The sequence below is a fragment of the Pedobacter psychrodurus genome (genome assembly GCF_004331735.1).
In the GTDB taxonomy this organism is placed as follows: Bacteria; Bacteroidota; Bacteroidia; order Sphingobacteriales; family Sphingobacteriaceae; genus Pedobacter; species Pedobacter psychrodurus.
In genome coordinates this window covers 48502-67329 of the sequence record NZ_SJSO01000014.1, presented here as the reverse complement: position 1 = coordinate 67329, position 18828 = coordinate 48502, and the positions used below count along the sequence as shown (strand labels likewise).

15 protein-coding genes are annotated in these 18828 nt (G+C 37.6%); 9 read left to right on the top strand and 6 right to left on the bottom strand.

What is annotated here, in order from left to right; all coding sequences use genetic code 11:
* Positions 1–281 precede the first annotated feature (281 nt).
* The 5 genes from EZ456_RS16300 to EZ456_RS16280 all read left to right on the top strand — a co-directional run bounded on the left by EZ456_RS16300 (position 282) and on the right by EZ456_RS16280 (position 3494).
* The gene (locus EZ456_RS16300; RefSeq protein ID WP_131531919.1) at positions 282–962 is read left to right on the top strand and encodes a hypothetical protein; all 681 of its coding nucleotides are present in this window, start codon (positions 282–284) and stop codon (positions 960–962) included.
* A 324-nt stretch (positions 963–1286) separates the two neighbouring features.
* Positions 1287–1847 carry a hypothetical protein gene (locus tag EZ456_RS16295; protein WP_131531917.1) on the top strand — a complete coding sequence of 187 codons (561 nt, stop codon included), beginning with the start codon at positions 1287–1289 and terminating at the stop codon, positions 1845–1847.
* A 125-nt stretch (positions 1848–1972) separates the two neighbouring features.
* Positions 1973–2548, top strand: a complete 576-nt coding sequence (locus tag EZ456_RS16290) for a nitroreductase family protein (RefSeq protein WP_131531915.1) — start codon at positions 1973–1975, stop codon at positions 2546–2548.
* Positions 2549–2654: 106 nt separating this feature from the next.
* Positions 2655–2999: a DUF1801 domain-containing protein gene (locus tag EZ456_RS16285; protein ID WP_131531913.1), complete on the top strand. Its 345-nt coding sequence runs from the start codon at positions 2655–2657 to the stop codon at positions 2997–2999.
* A gap of 42 nt (positions 3000–3041) precedes the next feature.
* A complete protein-coding gene (locus EZ456_RS16280) occupies positions 3042–3494 on the top strand; it encodes a 3-oxoacyl-ACP synthase (RefSeq protein ID WP_131531911.1) in 453 nt (150 codons plus the stop codon).
* Between the two features lie 419 nt (positions 3495–3913).
* Here EZ456_RS16280 and EZ456_RS16275 read toward each other — a convergent pair whose 3' ends face one another.
* The 3 genes from EZ456_RS16275 to EZ456_RS16265 all read right to left on the bottom strand — a co-directional run bounded on the left by EZ456_RS16275 (position 3914) and on the right by EZ456_RS16265 (position 7017).
* On the bottom strand, positions 3914–5086 hold the full coding sequence (locus tag EZ456_RS16275) for a DUF3298 and DUF4163 domain-containing protein (RefSeq protein ID WP_131531909.1): 1173 nt from the start codon (positions 5084–5086) through the stop codon (positions 3914–3916).
* Between the two features lie 162 nt (positions 5087–5248).
* Positions 5249–6112, bottom strand: coding sequence for a polysaccharide deacetylase family protein (locus tag EZ456_RS16270; protein WP_131531907.1), 864 nt, complete (start codon positions 6110–6112; stop codon positions 5249–5251).
* A gap of 26 nt (positions 6113–6138) precedes the next feature.
* Positions 6139–7017, bottom strand: coding sequence for a polysaccharide deacetylase family protein (locus EZ456_RS16265; protein WP_131531905.1), 879 nt, complete (start codon positions 7015–7017; stop codon positions 6139–6141).
* Between the two features lie 176 nt (positions 7018–7193).
* Here EZ456_RS16265 and EZ456_RS16260 point away from each other — a divergent pair, with 176 nt between their 5' ends.
* On the top strand, positions 7194–9701 hold the full coding sequence (locus tag EZ456_RS16260) for a S9 family peptidase (protein ID WP_131531903.1): 2508 nt from the start codon (positions 7194–7196) through the stop codon (positions 9699–9701).
* A gap of 712 nt (positions 9702–10413) precedes the next feature.
* Here EZ456_RS16260 and EZ456_RS16255 read toward each other — a convergent pair.
* Entirely contained in the window at positions 10414–11250 is an 837-nt protein-coding gene (locus EZ456_RS16255; RefSeq protein ID WP_131531901.1) for a M57 family metalloprotease, read from the bottom strand.
* A 167-nt stretch (positions 11251–11417) separates the two neighbouring features.
* On the opposite strand from EZ456_RS16255, the gene EZ456_RS16250 reads away from it, so the two are divergent.
* Positions 11418–14198 (top strand): S8 family peptidase, encoded by a 2781-nt coding sequence (locus tag EZ456_RS16250; RefSeq protein WP_131531899.1) that lies wholly within the window; start codon positions 11418–11420, stop codon positions 14196–14198.
* Between the two features lie 75 nt (positions 14199–14273).
* Positions 14274–15926, top strand: coding sequence for a M28 family metallopeptidase (locus EZ456_RS16245; RefSeq protein WP_131531897.1), 1653 nt, complete (start codon positions 14274–14276; stop codon positions 15924–15926).
* 81 nt (positions 15927–16007) lie between these two features.
* On the opposite strand, the gene EZ456_RS16240 is transcribed toward EZ456_RS16245, so the two are convergent.
* Together EZ456_RS16240 and EZ456_RS16235 are read right to left on the bottom strand one after the other, a co-directional pair.
* Positions 16008–16610 carry an outer membrane beta-barrel protein gene (locus EZ456_RS16240; protein ID WP_131531895.1) on the bottom strand — a complete coding sequence of 201 codons (603 nt, stop codon included), beginning with the start codon at positions 16608–16610 and terminating at the stop codon, positions 16008–16010.
* A 318-nt stretch (positions 16611–16928) separates the two neighbouring features.
* Positions 16929–17486: an NADPH-dependent FMN reductase gene (locus EZ456_RS16235; protein WP_131531893.1), complete on the bottom strand. Its 558-nt coding sequence runs from the start codon at positions 17484–17486 to the stop codon at positions 16929–16931.
* Between the two features lie 102 nt (positions 17487–17588).
* Here EZ456_RS16235 and EZ456_RS16230 point away from each other — a divergent pair, with 102 nt between their 5' ends.
* Positions 17589–18791 (top strand): MFS transporter, encoded by a 1203-nt coding sequence (locus tag EZ456_RS16230; protein ID WP_131531891.1) that lies wholly within the window; start codon positions 17589–17591, stop codon positions 18789–18791.
* The last annotated feature ends 37 nt before the right edge of the window (positions 18792–18828 follow it).

Sequence of the window (18828 nt, the reverse complement as noted above, 5' to 3'; positions counted from 1 at the left end):
TTTCCCTTCAATCTTTTAAAAACAACTTCTGTCATGCTGAGGCACGAAGCATCTGTTTCATAGGTTGCAGATGCTTCGTACCTCAGCATGACATTATATTCAGGGTTAATGCTATTTTAAAAGTATTTCCGTTCAATCTGGTTTATTGATGAATGGACTGTGCTTTTGGCCAATGACTTAAAACCCAAAGCCTAAAAATAATAAGATTAATATACGGCCTGCCAAGTCTTTTTATCAGCGTAATTTTTGTATTTTAGTGTTACACACAAAATGAAATCAAAATGAAAAAATTAACACTAGGCATTATTATGTCTACTATTTCCGTCGTGGCTTATGGCCAAGAAACCCAGTATAAGTATAAAGTAGATTTTTTTGGCGATACCATTCTGGTCGATTCAAAAGATAACACCATCGGTAAACAGAAGAAAGACTTTTTTGGCAATACCATCGTAGTTGATAAAGATGGTAAAACCATAGCTAAGCAAAAGCAGGATTTTTTTGGCAACACCATATTGGAGAATGAAGCCGGAAAAATTTTAGGTACACAAAAGAAAGATTTTTTTGGCAATACGGTGTTAGAAAGTGAACGTGAACAAAACCTGGTGCCAAAGCCATTAGGAGGTTTGGTTCCCGGTGATGGGAAAACAGAAGTGGTTATCAAACAAAAAACTGATATTTTTGGTAATATCATCATTGAAAACGATCGTGGCCAGACCTTAAATATTTATAAAACCGATATTTCGGGCAACATCATCATAGAAGATGGTAATGTCAAGGTAATAGGCAAACAGAAAAATGATGTTTTTGGCGATACCATTGTTGAAGATGAACATGGAAATGTATTAGCTAAGTATAAAAAAGATGTATTTGGTGATACAGTTATACAGGATGTTAACGGTAAGAAGGTCGGCGTTTTCAAAACCGATATTTTTGGGAATAAATCTTTTGTTCCGGAACGTTAAATCCCATCAATAAATAAATCTCGTAGGTTTAATTCGTATTTAAATTGGTTTTAATGGTCTCATTGAGGGCTGCGCCGTTTAAAAACCTACGAGGTTTATTAACTCGATTTAATTTTAAGCAGTGGGTTTTGCGTTAGGGATTGTAAGGGTTTAGTGCCGATTTTTTTATCGGCACCGGAGCGTAGCGCAGCCCTGGAAAGCCCGACCCTTGCGCAGCTTGGGTAACGCCCAAATTAGTTTGCAGTTTTCAATTAATAGTTTTTAAAGCGACTCAGGTTCCAAAAAAAAAGAAGTTTTATCTGCTAAAATATTTATTTTAGTCTCATGCAAAACCACTCCTTGCTCAATACCATAAAAACCACACTTCAAAAAAGCAAAGTAGAAAAACTGGCTGCCATAGCTTCAGAAGAAACCTTTTCGGTAAAAGATCTGATCGATTTAAGCTTCTATCATGACGAACAAATCGGTTTCAGGGCTGCATGGATTTTAGAAAATGTATTTGCTAACCATCAGCCGAGATTTATGCCATATATAAATTATTTTTTGGAGAAATTTCCACAACAAAGTAATTTATCTGCATTGAGGCATTATGTTAAAATCCTGGCTTTTATGACCAAGAAAAATGCGTCAATAGAAATCAAGAAAATTCTAGCCGATTATGATACCGATCATTTGGTTGAGGTTGTTTTTGCCTGGCTCATTGATGATCTAGTTCCTGTGGCTGTAAAATCACATTGTCTGAATATTTTGGCCAATTTAAACACCAAACACAATTGGATAAGAGAAGAACTTTTACAAACCATGGACTTCCTGGTGGATAAAGAAAGCATAGGCTTTTTTGCAAAAGTTAAACAGATTAGGAAACAGTTGGCTGTTCGCAGTTAACTGTTTCTAACTTGCAGTTAGTTGTTCAAGGTTTTCAGTTAGTGCAGTGTCAAATCTTTTGAGCGAAACCGAATTTGTCTTTCTCTTTCAGCTTTAGTCTTTCAGCTTTTAGCTATTTTTACCAGATGAGTGCAACATACGATATCATTTCAAAAGTTATAAAAGAACGGCGCAGTATTTTCCCTGCAAGCTATATCAAAAAAGAAATTCCGGTTGAGGTGATCAACCAGATTTTAGAAACCGCTAATTATGCACCAACACATAAATTAACCCAACCCTGGCGCTTTGTAGTGATCAGAAAGGATGGATTAACAAAACTTGGTCAAGAACTTGGTAAATTGTATAAGGAATTGGTTAGCCCGGAACAGTTTTTACAGAAAAAGTACGATAGCTTTGCCGAAAAAACGAGTCAGGCCGATTGCATTATTGCCATCAATATGCAGGTGAGTGGTAAAATACCGGAGTGGGAAGAATTAGCAGCCGTTTCCTGCGCTGTTCAAAATATGGCTTTAACCGCCGAAAGTTTAAAGGTTGGTGCTTATTGGAGCTCCCCACCTTTAATTGACGATTTAGGCGATTTCTTAAGTCTTGCTGAAAACGAAAAATGCATCGGCTTATTTTACATGGGTTATCATAACGAAAAACCCTGGGAGCCAAACCGAACTTCGATGGAAGAAAAAGTGAGGTGGATAGAGGGGTAGTTTTGAGTCCATAGTCTTCAGTCCTTAGTCTAATTAATTGGCTTCGGACTCCGGACTTCCGACTTAGTACTAAGTCTGATCCATCATCCATCTAATATCATTCATTATGCTAAGTCCTCTAGACAACTATTTCGAGCAAAAAGATGAGCCGATTAAAAGTTGCCTTCAATATTTAAGGTCGCTTTTAATGGGTTATGCTGATATTACAGAGCATTGGAAATACGGAATGCCTTTTTATTACCATAAAGGAAAAATGTTCTGTTATCTTTGGATACACAAAAAACTCCATCAGCCTTATATTGGTTTAGTTGATGGAAATAAAATTGAACACGAAGATCTGTTGCAAGAGAAAAGAGCCCGAATGAAAATTTTATTGATCAACCACTTAGAAGATATTCCTAAAAAGAAAATCGAATCTATTTTAAAACAGGCCTTTGCCCTTCGTAAATAAGTCCATTATCCATCACCCATCTTCCATTATCCATAATCATATATGTCTGCATTAAAATCAAAACTTTATCAGCTTTGCTTAACTTTTATTCAAAACAGGATAGAAAACATCGAGTATTCTTTACAACAAGCCAGGCAGGCCTCAAACGATGATACGAAAAGCAGCGCGGGCGATAAATACGAAACTACACGCGAAATGATGCAGCAGGAGATGGACCGTAACAGTAAATTGTTATACGAAGCCGGGCAGCAGAAAATTGCATTACAGCAGATCGAAAATGTAGAATCAGATCGCCTGGTTAAGAACGGAAGTTTGGTTTTAACCTCTGAAGGTAATTTTTATATCAGCATCAGTGCAGGAGAGCTTAATACCGATGGGCAAAAATTCTTCGCCGTATCGCAGGCTTCACCAATCGGGCGGTTTTTGATCGGAAAAGCAATAAATGAAAGCTTTAAGTTTAATGGTAAAGATTATAATATTAAGGAGATTTTGTAGAGCGAAATGTAGTGTTTGAGCTAATTGTTTTTTGGAAAGCAGGAACAATAGCACATAGGTTATAGCAGACCCGCTCTCCGTTCTTTCCGATGAAACCTGTGAAACAAGCAAGTACACAATAAAAAACAAAAGAATAGTGCTTAAATCGGAACCACTTCGATCGGGTTTATATGGCAAAACTTGTTGTACTATTTGGGGTTGCAGAGTGTAGAAAATAAACTTTTTAGCACTAATGCTATTTAATCCTTTAATAGCAGCAAAGCCCCTTCAAACCTAGACCTGATTGACGGGGAAAGCTCCTGGTTTTTCACCAGGACTTGTACCAAAAGCAGGACTGCAGAAAACGAAGGATAACTATAATTGCTCTCCAAATAATTAAAATTAGACCTTATGTAGCTTATTATTAGGTGTTTTGATAATTACTTAATACTCATCCGCTGTGCAAAGGCTGGCACCAAATAAGTCTTTAAATCCGAATAAGGAATAAATACTACAATCTGCCCCTGGGCATAACTGGCTACCTCGTAAGGGTTGTACATAAAAGCAATCCCATTGGTATTGAAATAAAAATTCTTATTCGGTTTTAAAAAGTTATCAAATAATACTGTGCTTATCGCGTCTTTAGCTTTAATGTTATATGCTTTACGAAGATTGCGTTCTAAAATGCTTTGTAAGGTATTCGAATCTATTTTGATGACATCACTAAGAACCATTTGCTTTTTGTTCTTCACATCTAAACAAAACATTGTGCTGCTGTAATTGCCATGTGCGCCACCAGTATAGGCATCAGCCAGGAAATCGATTACGACATAACCATTATCATTATAGCTCACTGATTGCTGACTGTTGTTGGTGTAGTTCATCCATGCCTGGAAATCATCTCCCCGGCTATTTTTTGATTGCTCGGCAATCTGTGTTTTATAGTCTTTAAAATAGGCTGTAGCAATATTCTTAAAACCGATTGAACGATCGACCTGTGATTTTACACCTGAAATTTTTTTGAGTTCCGAATTTAGCCAGATGCCATATTCATCATTGTTTTTACTTTCCAGGTATTCAAAGTTAATTTCTGCTGCGGGCGATTTTGGTTGATTGGCAAATGCCTTGACCGAATCTTTATAGATGCCTGCGTTGAACTGATAACTTCCGTCGGGATATTTTTCTGCTAGCGTAACAGAATATTTTTTGGTTTTATCACCACTTTCCCAATTGCCATCAAAGCCATTTCCATTCCATTTTAAAGCTAAATGTGGCGATTTAAAATCCTGAGTAAAATAGGATTCATAAAAACTATATTCAGTAAGTACAATGCTATCTTTCCCAATTAAAGTATCAGTTGATAGATTAAGCCACGAGCCGTCATAATAATAAGTGCCACTTACATCATCATCAACCTTTTGCAAATGCATCACTACTTTTTTGCCCGCAATGGTACCTTCCAATCTCTTGTAAAAACTTTCGGTAAGTTCGGCCTTTACATTCGCTGTACTATCTTCTGTAATTTCAGTGCTATTGGCTCCATTTTTTTTGGAGTTGTTACAGGCCGATATGATTAATAATCCGAAAAGGATGCAAAACAAAGAATATTTCATTGGGTTGGAATTAATGTAGTAAAGTTGAATGTTGTAGGTAATCTTCAAGTTCAAACCAATCTTAGTATTGTAAAGTTGTATCCGATAACCTTAACCTTCCAACATTCAAACCTTCTAACTTTTAAACTTGCCTCCGAACCTTCCAGCTTTTAAACCTCTTTACTAAGATTTTGTTTTATTAAAGCTCTTGTTTATGCTGTAATATAAGTTTTTTGCTGTGTATCTTCCCGGATCAATTATTCTTCTAATGGTGTAAAGCGGATAATTTTCATCCCGTGCTGTAGATAAAATAAAAGCGGCCTTAAATCCATGCTCTTTTAATTTATGTAAGGTTGATGATTTAAAAACGCCATAGGGATAGGCGAAATACTCCACTTTTTTTCCTGTAATTTCTTCCAGTTTTTTAGTTGGCGCATCAATTTGGGTAGTCCAGTCCTCATCGGTAAACTGGGCAAAGTTTTTGTGATCGTAGGTATGGCTGGCAATCGTATTTCCTTCGTCAGATAATTGTTTAATCTGTTCTTTGGTCATGTAATTGATTCGCCCTTTTCTGCCGATTGATACCGTCATGATAAAATAAACGCCTTTAAAGCCATGTTTCTTCAACGTTGTGTTCCCAATGGTAAATTGATCTTCATCCGTATCATCAAAAGTGATCATAATTGGCTTCTCAGGTAATTTAGCACCGTAAACCAGATAGTTGTACAACTGATCTGGTAAAATGGAATGGTAACCGCTATCGGCCAGCATTTTCATGTGGTCTTTAAATTTATCAGGGGCAATAATGTCGTCATGCGCTCTTTTGCTGTCACTGGCAATATTGTTTCTGATCTGATGGTAACACAAAACAGGTACCTCTCTGCGGACCAAAATGGTTTTGTTATCGGCAGGTTTCGTATTTGCTGAATTTATTTTAACTTCTTCAGTAGCAGCTTTTGCAGCAGTTTTTCCTTTTGAAGCATCAGATGATTGGCACGAAGCTAAAAATAATGTAGAAGCAGCACCTAAGAGCAGAAAATTCTTCATATTCATTTAATAACGTGTACGTCTAATTAAAAGCTGTTTTTAATGCTGTTACTTAAAGTTTTAGGCGACCAATAACCACTGGCGATAATCCTACGGATGGTAAACAATGGATCCTTTTCATCGCGTTTGGTTGATAATTGATAAGCCATTCTAAAACCACGTTTTTTAAGCTCCGGAATACCTTCTGCATTCCATAAACCAAAGGGATAGGCAAATTCCGTCATTTTTTTACCCGTAATTTCTTCCAGTTTTTTAGTTGGTTTGTCTAATTGCTCTTCCCAATCTTTACCTGCATATTTCTTGAAATTCTTATGGTCGTAAGTGTGGCTGCCGATAACATTTCCTTCATCAGAAAGTTGTTTAATCTGCTCTTTGCTCATGTAATCTACAAATTTGCCTTTTTTGCCGATCGAAACGGTCATGATGAAATAAACTGCTTTATAACCCAATTTATCTAAAGTAGGGCGTACAATGGTAAACTGATCCAGGTCAGTATCGTCAAAGGTTAGCATAATGGGTTTGCTTGGTAGGGCTGCACCAGTGTTCAGGTAAGCGTAAAGCTGATCTGGTAAAATGGTATGGTAACCGCTATCGGCCAACATTTTCATCTGATCTTTAAAGTTCTGGATTTCTACAATATAATCTTTACCTACTTTACCATCAGTTGGTTTCCAGTTTCTTACCTGGTGGTAGCATAAAATTGGAACCTGTTTTCTGGCTAAAATGGTTTTAGCATCAGCAACTTTAATCTTCGAAACGTCAACTGGTGTTCCGGTACTCGCTGCAGTATTGCTGGTTTGTGCAGTAGAATCTTTAGTGGCAGAATTTTCTGTTTGAGATTTTGATTGGCAGCTGGCAAATAAGATTACTCCGGCTGTTATTAGTGTTAAAAAGCTGTATTTCATTATTAGGATATATAGCTACAAAACTATAAAATCCATTAATTATTTATCCATCAAAATAAATTGTGTTAATAATTAATTTCAGTTGCATGAAATTACGCTAACTATCGCATTTATTACATATCAAAACCTGCTTAATATCCTTTAATTAAATAATTTAGCGGCTCAAACAAATTTTGATGAATAAACTTTATAAACTCCTGCTGTGTGCGCAGTTTTTATCCTTAACTGTAGCCGCACAAAACAAAACATTTACCCTAACCGAAAATATTCAGCCCCAGCCTAAGGCAAATTATCAGCTTGCATCGCGTTTTTCGCCAAATAAGTTGAAGAAAATGGTTTATTCTACTGCAGTAGATCCACATTGGCTAAAATTGAGTAATCGTTTCTGGTATACCTTCGAAAGTCCAAAAGGAAAATTTTGGTATCTGGTAGATCCTGCATCAAAAAGTAAAAAACTCATGTTTGATAATGCTAAACTGGCAGCTGATATTACCCTGATTGTTCGCGATCCTTTCGATGCCGAACATTTACCACTCGAAAACCTAAAATTTGCCGCAGATGAAAAAAGTCTTTCTTTTGAAATCAAAAGCAGTGTAGATGAGCTTAAAAAGGATAGAAAAGATAAAAAAGCTGCAGATTCTATGCAGAAGAAAATATTTTCTTTCAAATACGAACTGGCCAGTGCAAAATTAACTGAGGTGCCAAACTTCAGTAAGCCAAAACCAAAACCATCATGGGGATCAGTAGCACCCGATTCGTCGGCTATTATCTTCTCCCGCAATTACAACCTGTATTGGATGGATAAAGACAACTACAAAAAAGCGGTCAAAAATGAAGATGATAGCACCATTGTTGAGCATCAGCTCACTAAAGATGGTGTTAAATTCTATTCCTACGGAAGTGATGGCGATGGCGAGAACAACGTAGAGAACGAAAAAAACAATAAAAAACGCCGTGGCGCTTATGTACTCTGGTCGCCGAATTCGAAATATTTTGTATTGGATAGAACCGATTCACGTAAGGTTAAAGATCTTTGGGTAATTAATAGTGTTACACCTGGTCGCCCAACTTTAGAAACCTATAAATATCAAATGCCTGGAGAGGCTGAAGCCCCGCAAGATGAAGTGCTGTTATTTGATTTCGCTGCAAAATCTTATAAAAAATTAAGTGTTGCCGCATTTAAAGATCAAAGTGTTTCTGTTTGGAGCAAACCATCCCTTAATAAAGATCGTGATAATGAATTCCGCCCATCTATTTGGTTGGGTAACGATAGCAAGTTCTATTTTTCTCGCACCAGTCGGGATTTAAAACGTATTGACATTGGTACTGTTGAAATTGCCAGTGGAAAAGTTACGCCTTTAATCGACGAGCGTTTTAATACTTATGTTGAGGTTAACCGTCCGGGTTTGGTAAACGATGGTAAAGAACTGATCCATTGGAGTGAACGCGATGGTTGGGCACATTTTTATCTTTTTGATGGAAATGGGAAGCTGAAAAACCAGATTACCAAAGGTGCTTTTCACTGTGAGAGTATCGTGAATATCGATGAGAAAAAACGTATCCTTTATTTTACGGCAAATGGCAGGGAAGGTAAAGAAGATCCTTACTACTTACATTTATACAGCATCAATTTTGATGGCTCGAATCTAAAATTGTTAAATGCAGGTGATTTTGACCATGCGGCAAATATGAATGATAACAATACTTTCTTTGTTGATAATTATTCGAGGGTAAACACTGCGCCAAAAGCGACGCTTTATGACGGAACTGGAAAAAAAGTGATGGATCTTGAAACTGCAGATCTTTCATTGCTGATGACAGCGGGTTACAAATTTCCTGAACCTTTCAAAGTAAAAGCAGATGATGGAATAACTGATCTGTATGGTGTAATGTACAAACCTTTCAATTTCGATCCGAATAAAAAATATCCGATTATCGAATATGTTTACCCGGGCCCACAAACGGAAGCTGTAAACAAAGCTTTCAGTAAAAGTATGGATCGTACCGAGCGTTTAGCTCAATTTGGTTACATCGTAATTACCGTAGGTAACCGTGGCGGAAATCCTTCACGATCAAAATGGTACCATACTTATGGTTATGGCAATTTGCGCGATTACGGTTTGGCGGATAAAAAAACGGCTATTGAGCAGTTGGCAGCGAAATATTCGTACATCGACGAATCTAAGGTGGGTATTACTGGTCATTCTGGTGGTGGCTTTATGTCTACAGCAGCCATGTTGGTTTATCCTGATTTCTTTAAAGCTGCGGTTTCGAATGCAGGAAACCACGATAACAGCATTTACAACCGCTGGTGGAGCGAAAAACACCATGGTGTAAAAGAAACCATTTCATTAAAAGGCGATACCTCATTTAAATATAGCATTGATAAAAATCCTGATTTAGCGAAAAACCTGAAAGGGCATTTGTTATTGATGCACGGTGATGTAGATAACAATGTGCATCCGGCAAACTCAATCCGTGTGGCCAATGCATTAATGAAAGCTGGTAAACGTTTCGATTTCTTAATTATTCCAGGTCAGCGCCATGGTTTTGGCGATATGACAGAGTATGCTTTCTGGAAACTGGCGGATCATTTTAATAAATACTTAATTGGCGATTTTTCTGAACCAAGTGATGTTGATCTGGTAGAGATGGACAGAGATATCGAACAGAACGGAAAGTAATTTTAACCACAGATGAAAAAGGATGAACACAGATCAGGATTTGTATCTGTACCCATTTGTTGGTAAAAACTAGTAGCCATGGTTGGTGTTCTCACGAACCATTTTAAAGATTAATTGTGGCTTGTGGAAACGCAGGCCATTTTTTATAACGATAAACTGTCATTATAAGGCTAATACTTCATTAGCTGTGGCAATTTTTTTTGGTCCTTGCCGTGGTTTGTGTCCTCACAAACCATTTTAATGTTTTGTTAGTTGTTGTTTGGAAAGCAGGGTTTGGCAGTTCTTCGGATAGGACAGTTTTGCTATTGCCTATCAATATAATTCGTCATTGCGAGGCTAATCCTCCATTAGCCGTGGCAATCTTTCTTGTTAGTGTTTATGTTTCTGATGATTTTTTTTTGGAAAGCAGGGTTCTGTAATTCTTCGGTTATTTCAGCCCTGCTATTGCCAATAGTCCCGATTTTAAAAGCGCTTAAATAACAAATGTTTCCTTAAATCGGGAGCTATTTGGCGCTATCAGGTTTGGGTAATTTAGGGTTGTGTTCCAAATTCAAACCGTTCTATTGTAAAGTTTTTCCTCCTTTCGCCATGGTTTGTGTCCTCACAAACCATTTTGTTGTTAATATTACTTATTTAAGGTCTGATATAAACAAAAAAGCCCCGAATTATCGGGGCTTCTGATCTGTTAAGGTAATCCTTTGGGGGTTGTTTTTTATTTGTAAAGGTAATTTACGGCGATTACATCATTTGCATTGAAAGTACGATTACCACCATTAGAACAGGCTAACATAAATGAAGCCGCATCAGGAGCAGAAGGAGTTCCTGGTATTCTAACAGCACCAACATTTGATGCACCTTCGTTGCCTGCGCCACTTGCACCACAGCTAAAGGCACGGTTCATATAATCCGTATGGCGGAAACCGATGCAATGGCCAACTTCATGCTGGATAACAGAAGCTAGATACAATAAATTAGGATTAGCGCCATAGGCTGCTGCATTGGTGTTCATTCTGATCTGGTTAAAAGGCTGACCTGAAGAAGTAGGGAAACCTGCAGAGCCCAAGGTAATAAAGCCACCACTTGGACCTTCGTTAAAGCCAACAACGTTAATGTTGCCGGTTGTTCCGGCGCTGGCCCTTTGGAAAGTAATACGTAAACCCAACGAGTTATATCTCGAAATCATAGTGTTTACTGCATCGCTATATACCTGAGGTAAATTGGTTACCGACACTGTAATTACACGTGGTAAAGATTTAACTAGGTTTGTGGTTCGGTACTGTTCAGTTTCAGCAATGTTTAAATTTGCACCAGTAGAAGGCTCAGCTAAATTATCATCAGTTAAGAGAATATCTCCCTCAACTAAATAACCTTCATCTATCTTACGGATATTGTCGGTGCTAAAGCCTAGAGATTTAATCTGTGATAATTTGTCTGCTGAAATTTCAGTCTTGCTTTCTACTGCGTTTTCTGTATTATTACTCTTACAAGAGTATAGGTTGGTGAGTAAAAAGCATACTGCTGCAATCGATAAAAATTTTGTTGTTTTCATCTTACTTGGAATTAAATTAGTTTAGGTTGAATAAGTTAGTTAATAAAATTTGTGGATTACCTTATAAATCCTAATTTAGGGAAGATATATGATGTAAACAAAATTTTATAATAAAATAATTATTGAGAGTCGCTACTGTAGTTTTAGTTATATGTTTTTGTCTGTCTGTGTTTAGTTTAAACGCACAAGTACAACCTGCTGGAATAGAAAAATATTTTGAAAAATATATTTCAAAAACCGGCAATTCCCAAAAATTAAGTGACAAAGGGATTATTTTGGTTCGTTTCAATCGAACACTAACAGCTACCGAAATTCAATTATTGAACCCTAAAAAGAAGCTTGCCGGCGATTATTTTATTGTCGAAAAATCGGCTGTTTCCAACCTCTCTAATCGTATAATTTATCAAGAACAGGCTAACGGACTATGGAAGGCTAGCGATCGGTTAATCAAAGTGCTTGCTAAGGTCACAAAAAAGAACGATTCCATTCTGGTTAGGTTATCCTTTAAAAATATAAATGCACTGCCAGGTGCAACTAAAAACCTAAGCGTAAAATCAATAGATCACATCAATAACATGATCACGGTTTATATTTTGCCGGCTGATTTAATGTTGATATTGGAGCTGGAGGATATTTTATACGCCGATGTTTTACCTGTTGCTAAGGAGGAAGTGGTAATTAATGGCATCGACCTGGGCTTAAACCAAATTTCTAATGCCCGTAACCTCTTTCCTAGTATCGATGGTACAGGAATAAATGTTTCTTTTAAAGAAGGCATGTACGAGGCAACCGATCTTGATCTGCTGGGGAAAACGTTGCCTGGCGCTAATATTGGCAAAACACCAACCACTCACGCCACCATTATGGCCACTTTGGCATTAGGAAACGGCAATTCATTTATCCGCGGTTTAGGCGCTGCACCTAAAGCTAAATTGGCATATTCTGATTTTTCTAACCTCATGCCTGATTTGGTTACTGATTTAAATCGACTTCAGATTAAAGTTCAAAATCATTCGTACGGTACCGATATCGATAACGATTATGGAATTGAAGCTGCTGCATACGATAAACAGATCTTTGAAACTGATACTTTGATCCATGTTTTTTCTGCAGGAAATAAGGGAACAGCTACACCTTCTGTAGGGTTTTATCAAGGTATGACCGCTCGTGCCAATTTAACGGGCAATTTTAAACAGGCCAAAAATTTATTGGTAATAGGTGGGATCAACAGAGAAAACATTTCTGAAAATCTGAGTAGCAAAGGCCCTGCCTACGATGGTCGTGTAAAACCGGAACTTGTTGCGCTTGGCGAAGATGGAACATCCGGCTCTGCAGCAATTACCAGTGGATCAATCGCTTTGTTAGAACAGTTTTATCAGCAGAAATATAAAAAAGTACCTTCTGCTTCACTAATCAGAGCAACAGTGATTAATTCGGCTGATGATTTGGGTGCACCACAGGTTGATTTTGTGTACGGATATGGAAAACTCAATGTAGCCCAAGCATTAAAAACTTTAGATGAAAACCGGGTTTCTATTTATGATGTGGCTAAAAATCAGGATTTGGTTATTCCTTTAGCTATTCCAACTAATGTAGCTGAAGTTAAACTTACCATTACCTGGAACGATCCTCCTGCAGTTGTAAATGCAGCACAAAGTTTAGTTAATGGATTGGATTTAAGTCTCGAAAATTCTGGTGGAAATTTAACGCTGCCATGGGTGTTAAGCAGTTTTCCTCATTTAGATTCCCTCTCAAAGCCAGCTGTGCGTAAAGCAGATGTTATCAATACCGTTCAGCAGGTTACACTTGATAACCCCTCTGCTGGTGCTTACAGTATCCATGTTAATGGTAATAGGATTTCACAAGGCAATAACCAGCGTTTTGCACTGGCTTATCGTTATATCTTCAAAAACACTTTTTCTTTCATCAGTCCTGAAAAAAACGAATACTTTTTTGCAAATGAAGATAACTACATCCGGTGGGATAATACCTACACAAGTAAAACCGGAAACTTATCAGTGAGTTATGATGAAGGTATTACATGGAAATCAATTGCTTCTGGGATCGATTTAAGCAAAGGTTTTTACAATTGGAATACTCCAGATTTGTTTGCTAAAGCAATGATAAAAATGGAGGTAGAGGGAAATGTAATAGTGAGCCAATCTTTTATTATTTCTAATCCAAGAGCATTAAAAGTTGGATATGTATGCAAAGATGGAATTGTGTTAAACTGGAATCCACAACCTGGCGCAAAAGATTATACACTATATAATGTAGTGGATAATATCCTTTCTCCGGTTTTAACCCTTGCTGATACCCTAGTTAAGCTTGATATAACCAAAATTAATAGTAAATATTTTGCCGTAGCGGCAAATGGTGCAGGTTTTACCGGCCTGAAAAGTTATACCATCGATTATACACAACAGGGGATTGCCTGTTATGTAAAGAATTTATTTGCATCAGTAGCCGATGATAACCGGATAAGGCTTGATCTGAACATTGGAAGCACCTTAGATTTAAAGAATATCATTTGGGAAAAACAGACAGGTGTTAATACTTTCACGGCTTTACAGCAGACCAAACCGGTTCAGAATCAACTCGATTATGCCGTTTTCGATGAAAAGCCAAAAGCTGGAATCCAGTTTTACCGCGTTACTTTCGAAACTGCGAATGGCCAGGTGCAGAGCGATCTGGTGTCGGTAGTGTTTCTTAAAGAGAATGAATTTTCTTTCTTCCCTAATCCCGTAGCTGATTATTTAACAATTCTGAGCGGATCATTCGAAGATTATAACCTATCTATCTTTAACATATTAGGACAGAAGGTTTTTGAAGAAAAGGCCACAAGCTCGAACCGTTTTTTGCTCAATACATTATCAACGGGTATTTATGTAGGGGTGATTAATAAAAACGGGCAGCAGTTAAAGAAATTTAAGCTGATCAAGCAATAACTATTCACATCTTTCCCCAATTTCTTCGTATTTTTCAGAAAATGATATAACATCTATTAAAAACAAAATATTTTGATGAAAAAATTCATACTATTCTCGGGCTGTGTACTTCTTTTTTTAGGTGCTTGTAAGCAGGGCGTAAAAAGCACTGATGCCGGTGCTGATTCTTTAGCCATAAAAGCCATTAACGATTCGAGTTTAACCCAATATCTATCGGTAATTGCTGCTGATAGTTTAGAAGGACGAAAACCTTTTACCAATGGAGAAACCAAAACCATTAATTATCTAAAAACCCAGTTCGAAAAATTGGGCCTGCAGCCAGGCAATGGAGATAGTTTCTTTCAAGAGGTGCCTATGGTCGAGATTAAATCTGTGCCGGAAGATAAAATGGTGCTAAAAGGAAAAACGGCTTCCTTAACACTCAATTATTTAACCGATTTTGTGGCTGGCACGCGCCGTGTGCAAGATGAAGTAAGCATGAGTAACTCTCCACTGGTTTTTGCTGGTTATGGCATCGTTGCACCCGAATACGGTTGGAACGACTATGCAAACCTAGATGTAAAGGGGAAAACGGTTGTGGTGCTGATTAATGATCCAGGCTTTGCCGATTCGACCTTATTTAAAGGCAAAAACATGACTTACTACGGCAGATGGACGTATAAGTTTGAAGAAGCTGCAAGACAGGGCGCTACAGGGATTATCATTGTGCACGATACTGAACCTGCAGCCTATCCTTGGACAGTTGTGCGCAGTGGCTGGTCGAAATCTAAACTTACACTACAAAGCGAAGACAATGGAATGAGTAGGACTGTGGTAGAAGGCTGGATTACTTTAGATAAGGCAAAACAGCTGTTTGCAATGGATGGGAAATCATTTGATGAGTTGGCTTTAAGTGCCCGTAAAAAAGGCTTTAAAGCTGTCGATTTAAATATCACTACCTCACTCAAAGTTAAAAATACCATCAAAAAATCTGTTACCTATAATGTGCTGGCTAAAATACCAGGCGATAAACGTAAAGATGAAGCTATTATTTATTCGGCACATTGGGATCATTTAGGTGTGGGAGAGAAAATACAGGGCGATTCTATTTACAACGGAGCGGTTGATAATGCAACTGGCGTAGCTTCTTTATTCGAAATTGCTTCAGCCTTTAAAAAGTTGCCTAAAGCGCTTGAACGTACCATTTTGTTTATTTCTTATACCGCTGAAGAGCAGGGCCTTTTGGGTTCTGAGTATTATGCCAAACACCCAACTTTTCCATTGGCTAAAACGGTCGCCAATATCAATATGGATATGATGGGCATGGCGGGTAAAACTAAAGATATTGTGGTGTATGGCTTTGGACAGTCAGAACTGGAAGATTATGCTGCAGCGGCGGCTAAAAAGCAGGGGAGGGTAATTGTGCCAGATCCTGTTCCATCATCAGGCTTGTATTACCGTTCAGATCATTTTAATCTGGCTAAGGTTGGTGTACCCTCACTGTTTACAGGTTCGGGTGTAGATAATATCAAAAACGGCAGGGAGTGGGGATTAAAACAGGTAGCCGATTTTACAAAATTCCGTTACCATTCACCACAGGATAATTTCGATGCCAAAACATGGGATTTATCGGGCATTATAGAAGATGTTCGGATGCTTTTTGATATGGGTTACCGCATCAGCAATGAAGATTCATATCCAAAATGGAAAGATGGATCTGAATTTAAAGCCATCAGAGAAAAGAAGTAAAACAAAAAGCGTCCCGATGGTAAACCGGGACGCTCTTTGAAAAAAAGTCATTTTATTAAGTTCCCTTAAGGGAGAATTTAATTAAAAGTAGAACTGTACACCTAATCTTGGTGCGAAAGTATCAGCATTTAAACCAAAAGTGTTTGTTTTTAATTTAGCGCCAGTACCTTCAGCTTTTAAAGTATAGTTTTCATAACTTAAACCTTTAACCGAAAGTTCGATACCGATTCTTTTTGTTGGGAAAAATGCAAAACCTGGAGCAAGTTCCACACCGATTTTAGTAGTAGTACCCAATTTAACTGCATTATCGCCGTTTGCATCAGTTGCTTTTAACTCACCAAATGCCAATGGCACAGATAATTGTCCGAAGAATTTGAATTGATCAGATAAACCAATATAGTAACGTCCGAAAGGAGCAACTTTAAAAGTGCCTTCTTGAGTTTTGTTGCTTACTTTTTTATCGTATTCGTAACCAACACCAGTACCAATTGCAAAATTGTTGCTGATAAAATAACCAACACTTGGTAATACGCTAAAGCTGAAATCTGCCTTAGGAGCGCCATCTACTTTTGTAGAATTAACACCTACGTTACCACCTAACATAAAATTTCCTTTTTCAGTTTGTGCTTGTGCACCGTAAACTAAACCTGCTACTGCTACTAAAGATAATAATAGTTTTTTCATCTTTTTTATTATTTATTTGTTATTAAAACATAGTCAATTTTATTATTTTAATGTCTGACTATATTTGCCTAAAAGTCAACACTTGTGCCAGAAAACTTTGTCTAAGTCATCAAAAAATCAGTTTTTGGTCAACTGCCTAATTGATAAACAGATATAAAATTAATGTTAAGTCAATATTATTTTCGTATGACTAAAAATTAATCGACCGATTAATTTTTGAGGCATGACAGATTGACAATCTGACTTTTTTTGTATAAATGTCAGAATTTAAAATGTCAAAAATGGCAGGTTTTAATGAGGGCTTGTTGTTTTTTTGAATTAAACTTTGCAAGCGGAAATTAAATTTTCTATTTTCTTTTTTATGATACCGGTGGTTCTCTCGTCGATTAGATTTCCTTCAGTGTCGAATTTATTTTGAGCCTGCGCAACTAAAACTTCTGGTTGTAAAACCGGATTCATATTCAGGAATGTAAAAACAGGCAAAAATGCTGTTTGCATTCTAACCGTTCCCCACATTCCCTGTGTTGCGCCCATTAAGGCAACTGGTTTATGCATTAAGGGCGAATCTTTTCCTCGGCTTGCCCAATCAATAGCATTTTTTAATCCACCAGGAATAGAATAATTATATTCAGGAGAAACAATAATAAAAGCATCAGCAGTGGCGAGGACATCTCTGAATTTTGTTACGCTCGCAGGCCTCTCTTCAGTTTCAGGCAAGTCGAGGTCTGCATTATAAATGGGAACGTCATCAAAAGCCACTGTTTCGAACTGAATATCTTCGGGGACTAAACTGCCTGCAACTTTAAGCAGCATGGCATTGTACGATCCCTTTCTTAAACTTCCGCATAAGCCAACAATTTTTCTGTTCTTTTCCATAGCTATAAAACCAAAGCTTTACAAAAATGTTTGGTTTTTGCAAGGACAACCGATGTAGTTAAAAATTTATAATTGCTATTTTTGACGGTATAATTTACCTTTATGACTGAGAATAGCACGACCACTTCTATTATTGAAAAAACCGTTTTTCCGATACTTTTCGCTCTAAGTTTTTCGCACCTGCTTAACGATACGATACAATCATTAATCCCTGCCATTTACCCCATCATTAAAACCAGTTATCATTTAAGTTTTTCGCAGATCGGCCTAATTACATTAACCTTTCAGTTGGCTGCATCACTGCTACAACCTTTTGTGGGTTTATATACCGATAAAAAGCCTCAGCCATATTCTTTGGCGGTAGGTATGGGTTTTACGCTGATCGGGTTGATTTCACTTTCACAATCGACACATTTTTATACCATACTGCTTTCTGTATGTTTTATTGGCATTGGCTCTTCTATATTTCATCCCGAAGCTTCACGTATGGCGCACGCCGCATCTGGCGGAAAGAGGGGATTGGCTCAATCTGTTTTTCAGTTGGGCGGCAATGCAGGGAGTTCTTTAGGTCCATTATTGGCTGCCTGGATTATTGTTCCGTACGGGCAGTTCAGCGTGATCTGGTTTTCGGTTATTGCACTTTTGGCTATTATTATTTTAACCTATGTAGGTAATTGGTATAGAGGCTTTATGCTGTCAAGAAGTAAAAAGATTAATATACAAACGGTGGTTAATCAATTTTCGAGGGGGAAGGTAATCTTCTCGGTATGTATTCTATTGCTGCTGATCTTCTCCAAATATTTTTACATGGCAAGTTTAACCAATTATTTTACCTTTTATCTGATCGATAAATTCCATGTTTCAGTGCAAACCTCACAGATCTATTTATTTGTGTTTTTATTTTCGGTAGCTGCCGGAACGTTACTGGGCGGACCAATAGGCGATAAAATAGGACGGAAATATGTAATCTGGACATCGATATTGGGTACTGCTCCATTTGCGCTGTTGTTGCCGCATGCCAATCTGTTTTGGGTAGGCGTGCTCATTATTCCTATCGGGATGATTTTGGCATCAGCATTCTCCGCAATTCTGGTTTATGCACAGGAGTTGATTCCTGGAAAAGTGGGTTTGGTTGCTGGATTGTTTTTTGGTTTCGCCTTTGGCATGGGCGGCATTGGCTCGGCTTTATTGGGAAAACTAGCTGATTCTACCAGTATCGAATATGTATTTAATGTTTGTGCGTTTCTGCCTTTGATAGGTTTATTAACCGGGTTTTTGCCAAATATTGAAACAAAGAAGAAATAAAAAGGGCCCATCCTTTTTAAAGGGATGGGCCAAAAGC

Excerpts from the sequence above, each read along its gene's own strand:
- EZ456_RS16235 (WP_131531893.1), bottom strand. The coding sequence starts at position 17,486 with ATGGAAAAGAACAGAAAAATTGTTGGCTTATGCGGAAGTTTAAGAAAG.
- EZ456_RS16285 (WP_131531913.1), top strand. The coding sequence starts at position 2,655 with ATGCTAAGTCCTCTAGACAACTATTTCGAGCAAAAAGATGAGCCGATT.
- EZ456_RS16230 (WP_131531891.1), top strand. The coding sequence starts at position 17,589 with ATGACTGAGAATAGCACGACCACTTCTATTATTGAAAAAACCGTTTTT.
- EZ456_RS16265 (WP_131531905.1), bottom strand. The coding sequence starts at position 7,017 with ATGAAATACAGCTTTTTAACACTAATAACAGCCGGAGTAATCTTATTT.
- EZ456_RS16275 (WP_131531909.1), bottom strand. The coding sequence starts at position 5,086 with ATGAAATATTCTTTGTTTTGCATCCTTTTCGGATTATTAATCATATCG.
- EZ456_RS16300 (WP_131531919.1), top strand. The coding sequence starts at position 282 with ATGAAAAAATTAACACTAGGCATTATTATGTCTACTATTTCCGTCGTG.
- EZ456_RS16280 (WP_131531911.1), top strand. The coding sequence starts at position 3,042 with ATGTCTGCATTAAAATCAAAACTTTATCAGCTTTGCTTAACTTTTATT.
- EZ456_RS16245 (WP_131531897.1), top strand. The coding sequence starts at position 14,274 with ATGAAAAAATTCATACTATTCTCGGGCTGTGTACTTCTTTTTTTAGGT.
- EZ456_RS16270 (WP_131531907.1), bottom strand. The coding sequence starts at position 6,112 with ATGAAGAATTTTCTGCTCTTAGGTGCTGCTTCTACATTATTTTTAGCT.
- EZ456_RS16260 (WP_131531903.1), top strand. The coding sequence starts at position 7,194 with ATGAATAAACTTTATAAACTCCTGCTGTGTGCGCAGTTTTTATCCTTA.
- EZ456_RS16255 (WP_131531901.1), bottom strand. The coding sequence starts at position 11,250 with ATGAAAACAACAAAATTTTTATCGATTGCAGCAGTATGCTTTTTACTC.
- EZ456_RS16290 (WP_131531915.1), top strand. The coding sequence starts at position 1,973 with ATGAGTGCAACATACGATATCATTTCAAAAGTTATAAAAGAACGGCGC.
- EZ456_RS16295 (WP_131531917.1), top strand. The coding sequence starts at position 1,287 with ATGCAAAACCACTCCTTGCTCAATACCATAAAAACCACACTTCAAAAA.
- EZ456_RS16240 (WP_131531895.1), bottom strand. The coding sequence starts at position 16,610 with ATGAAAAAACTATTATTATCTTTAGTAGCAGTAGCAGGTTTAGTTTAC.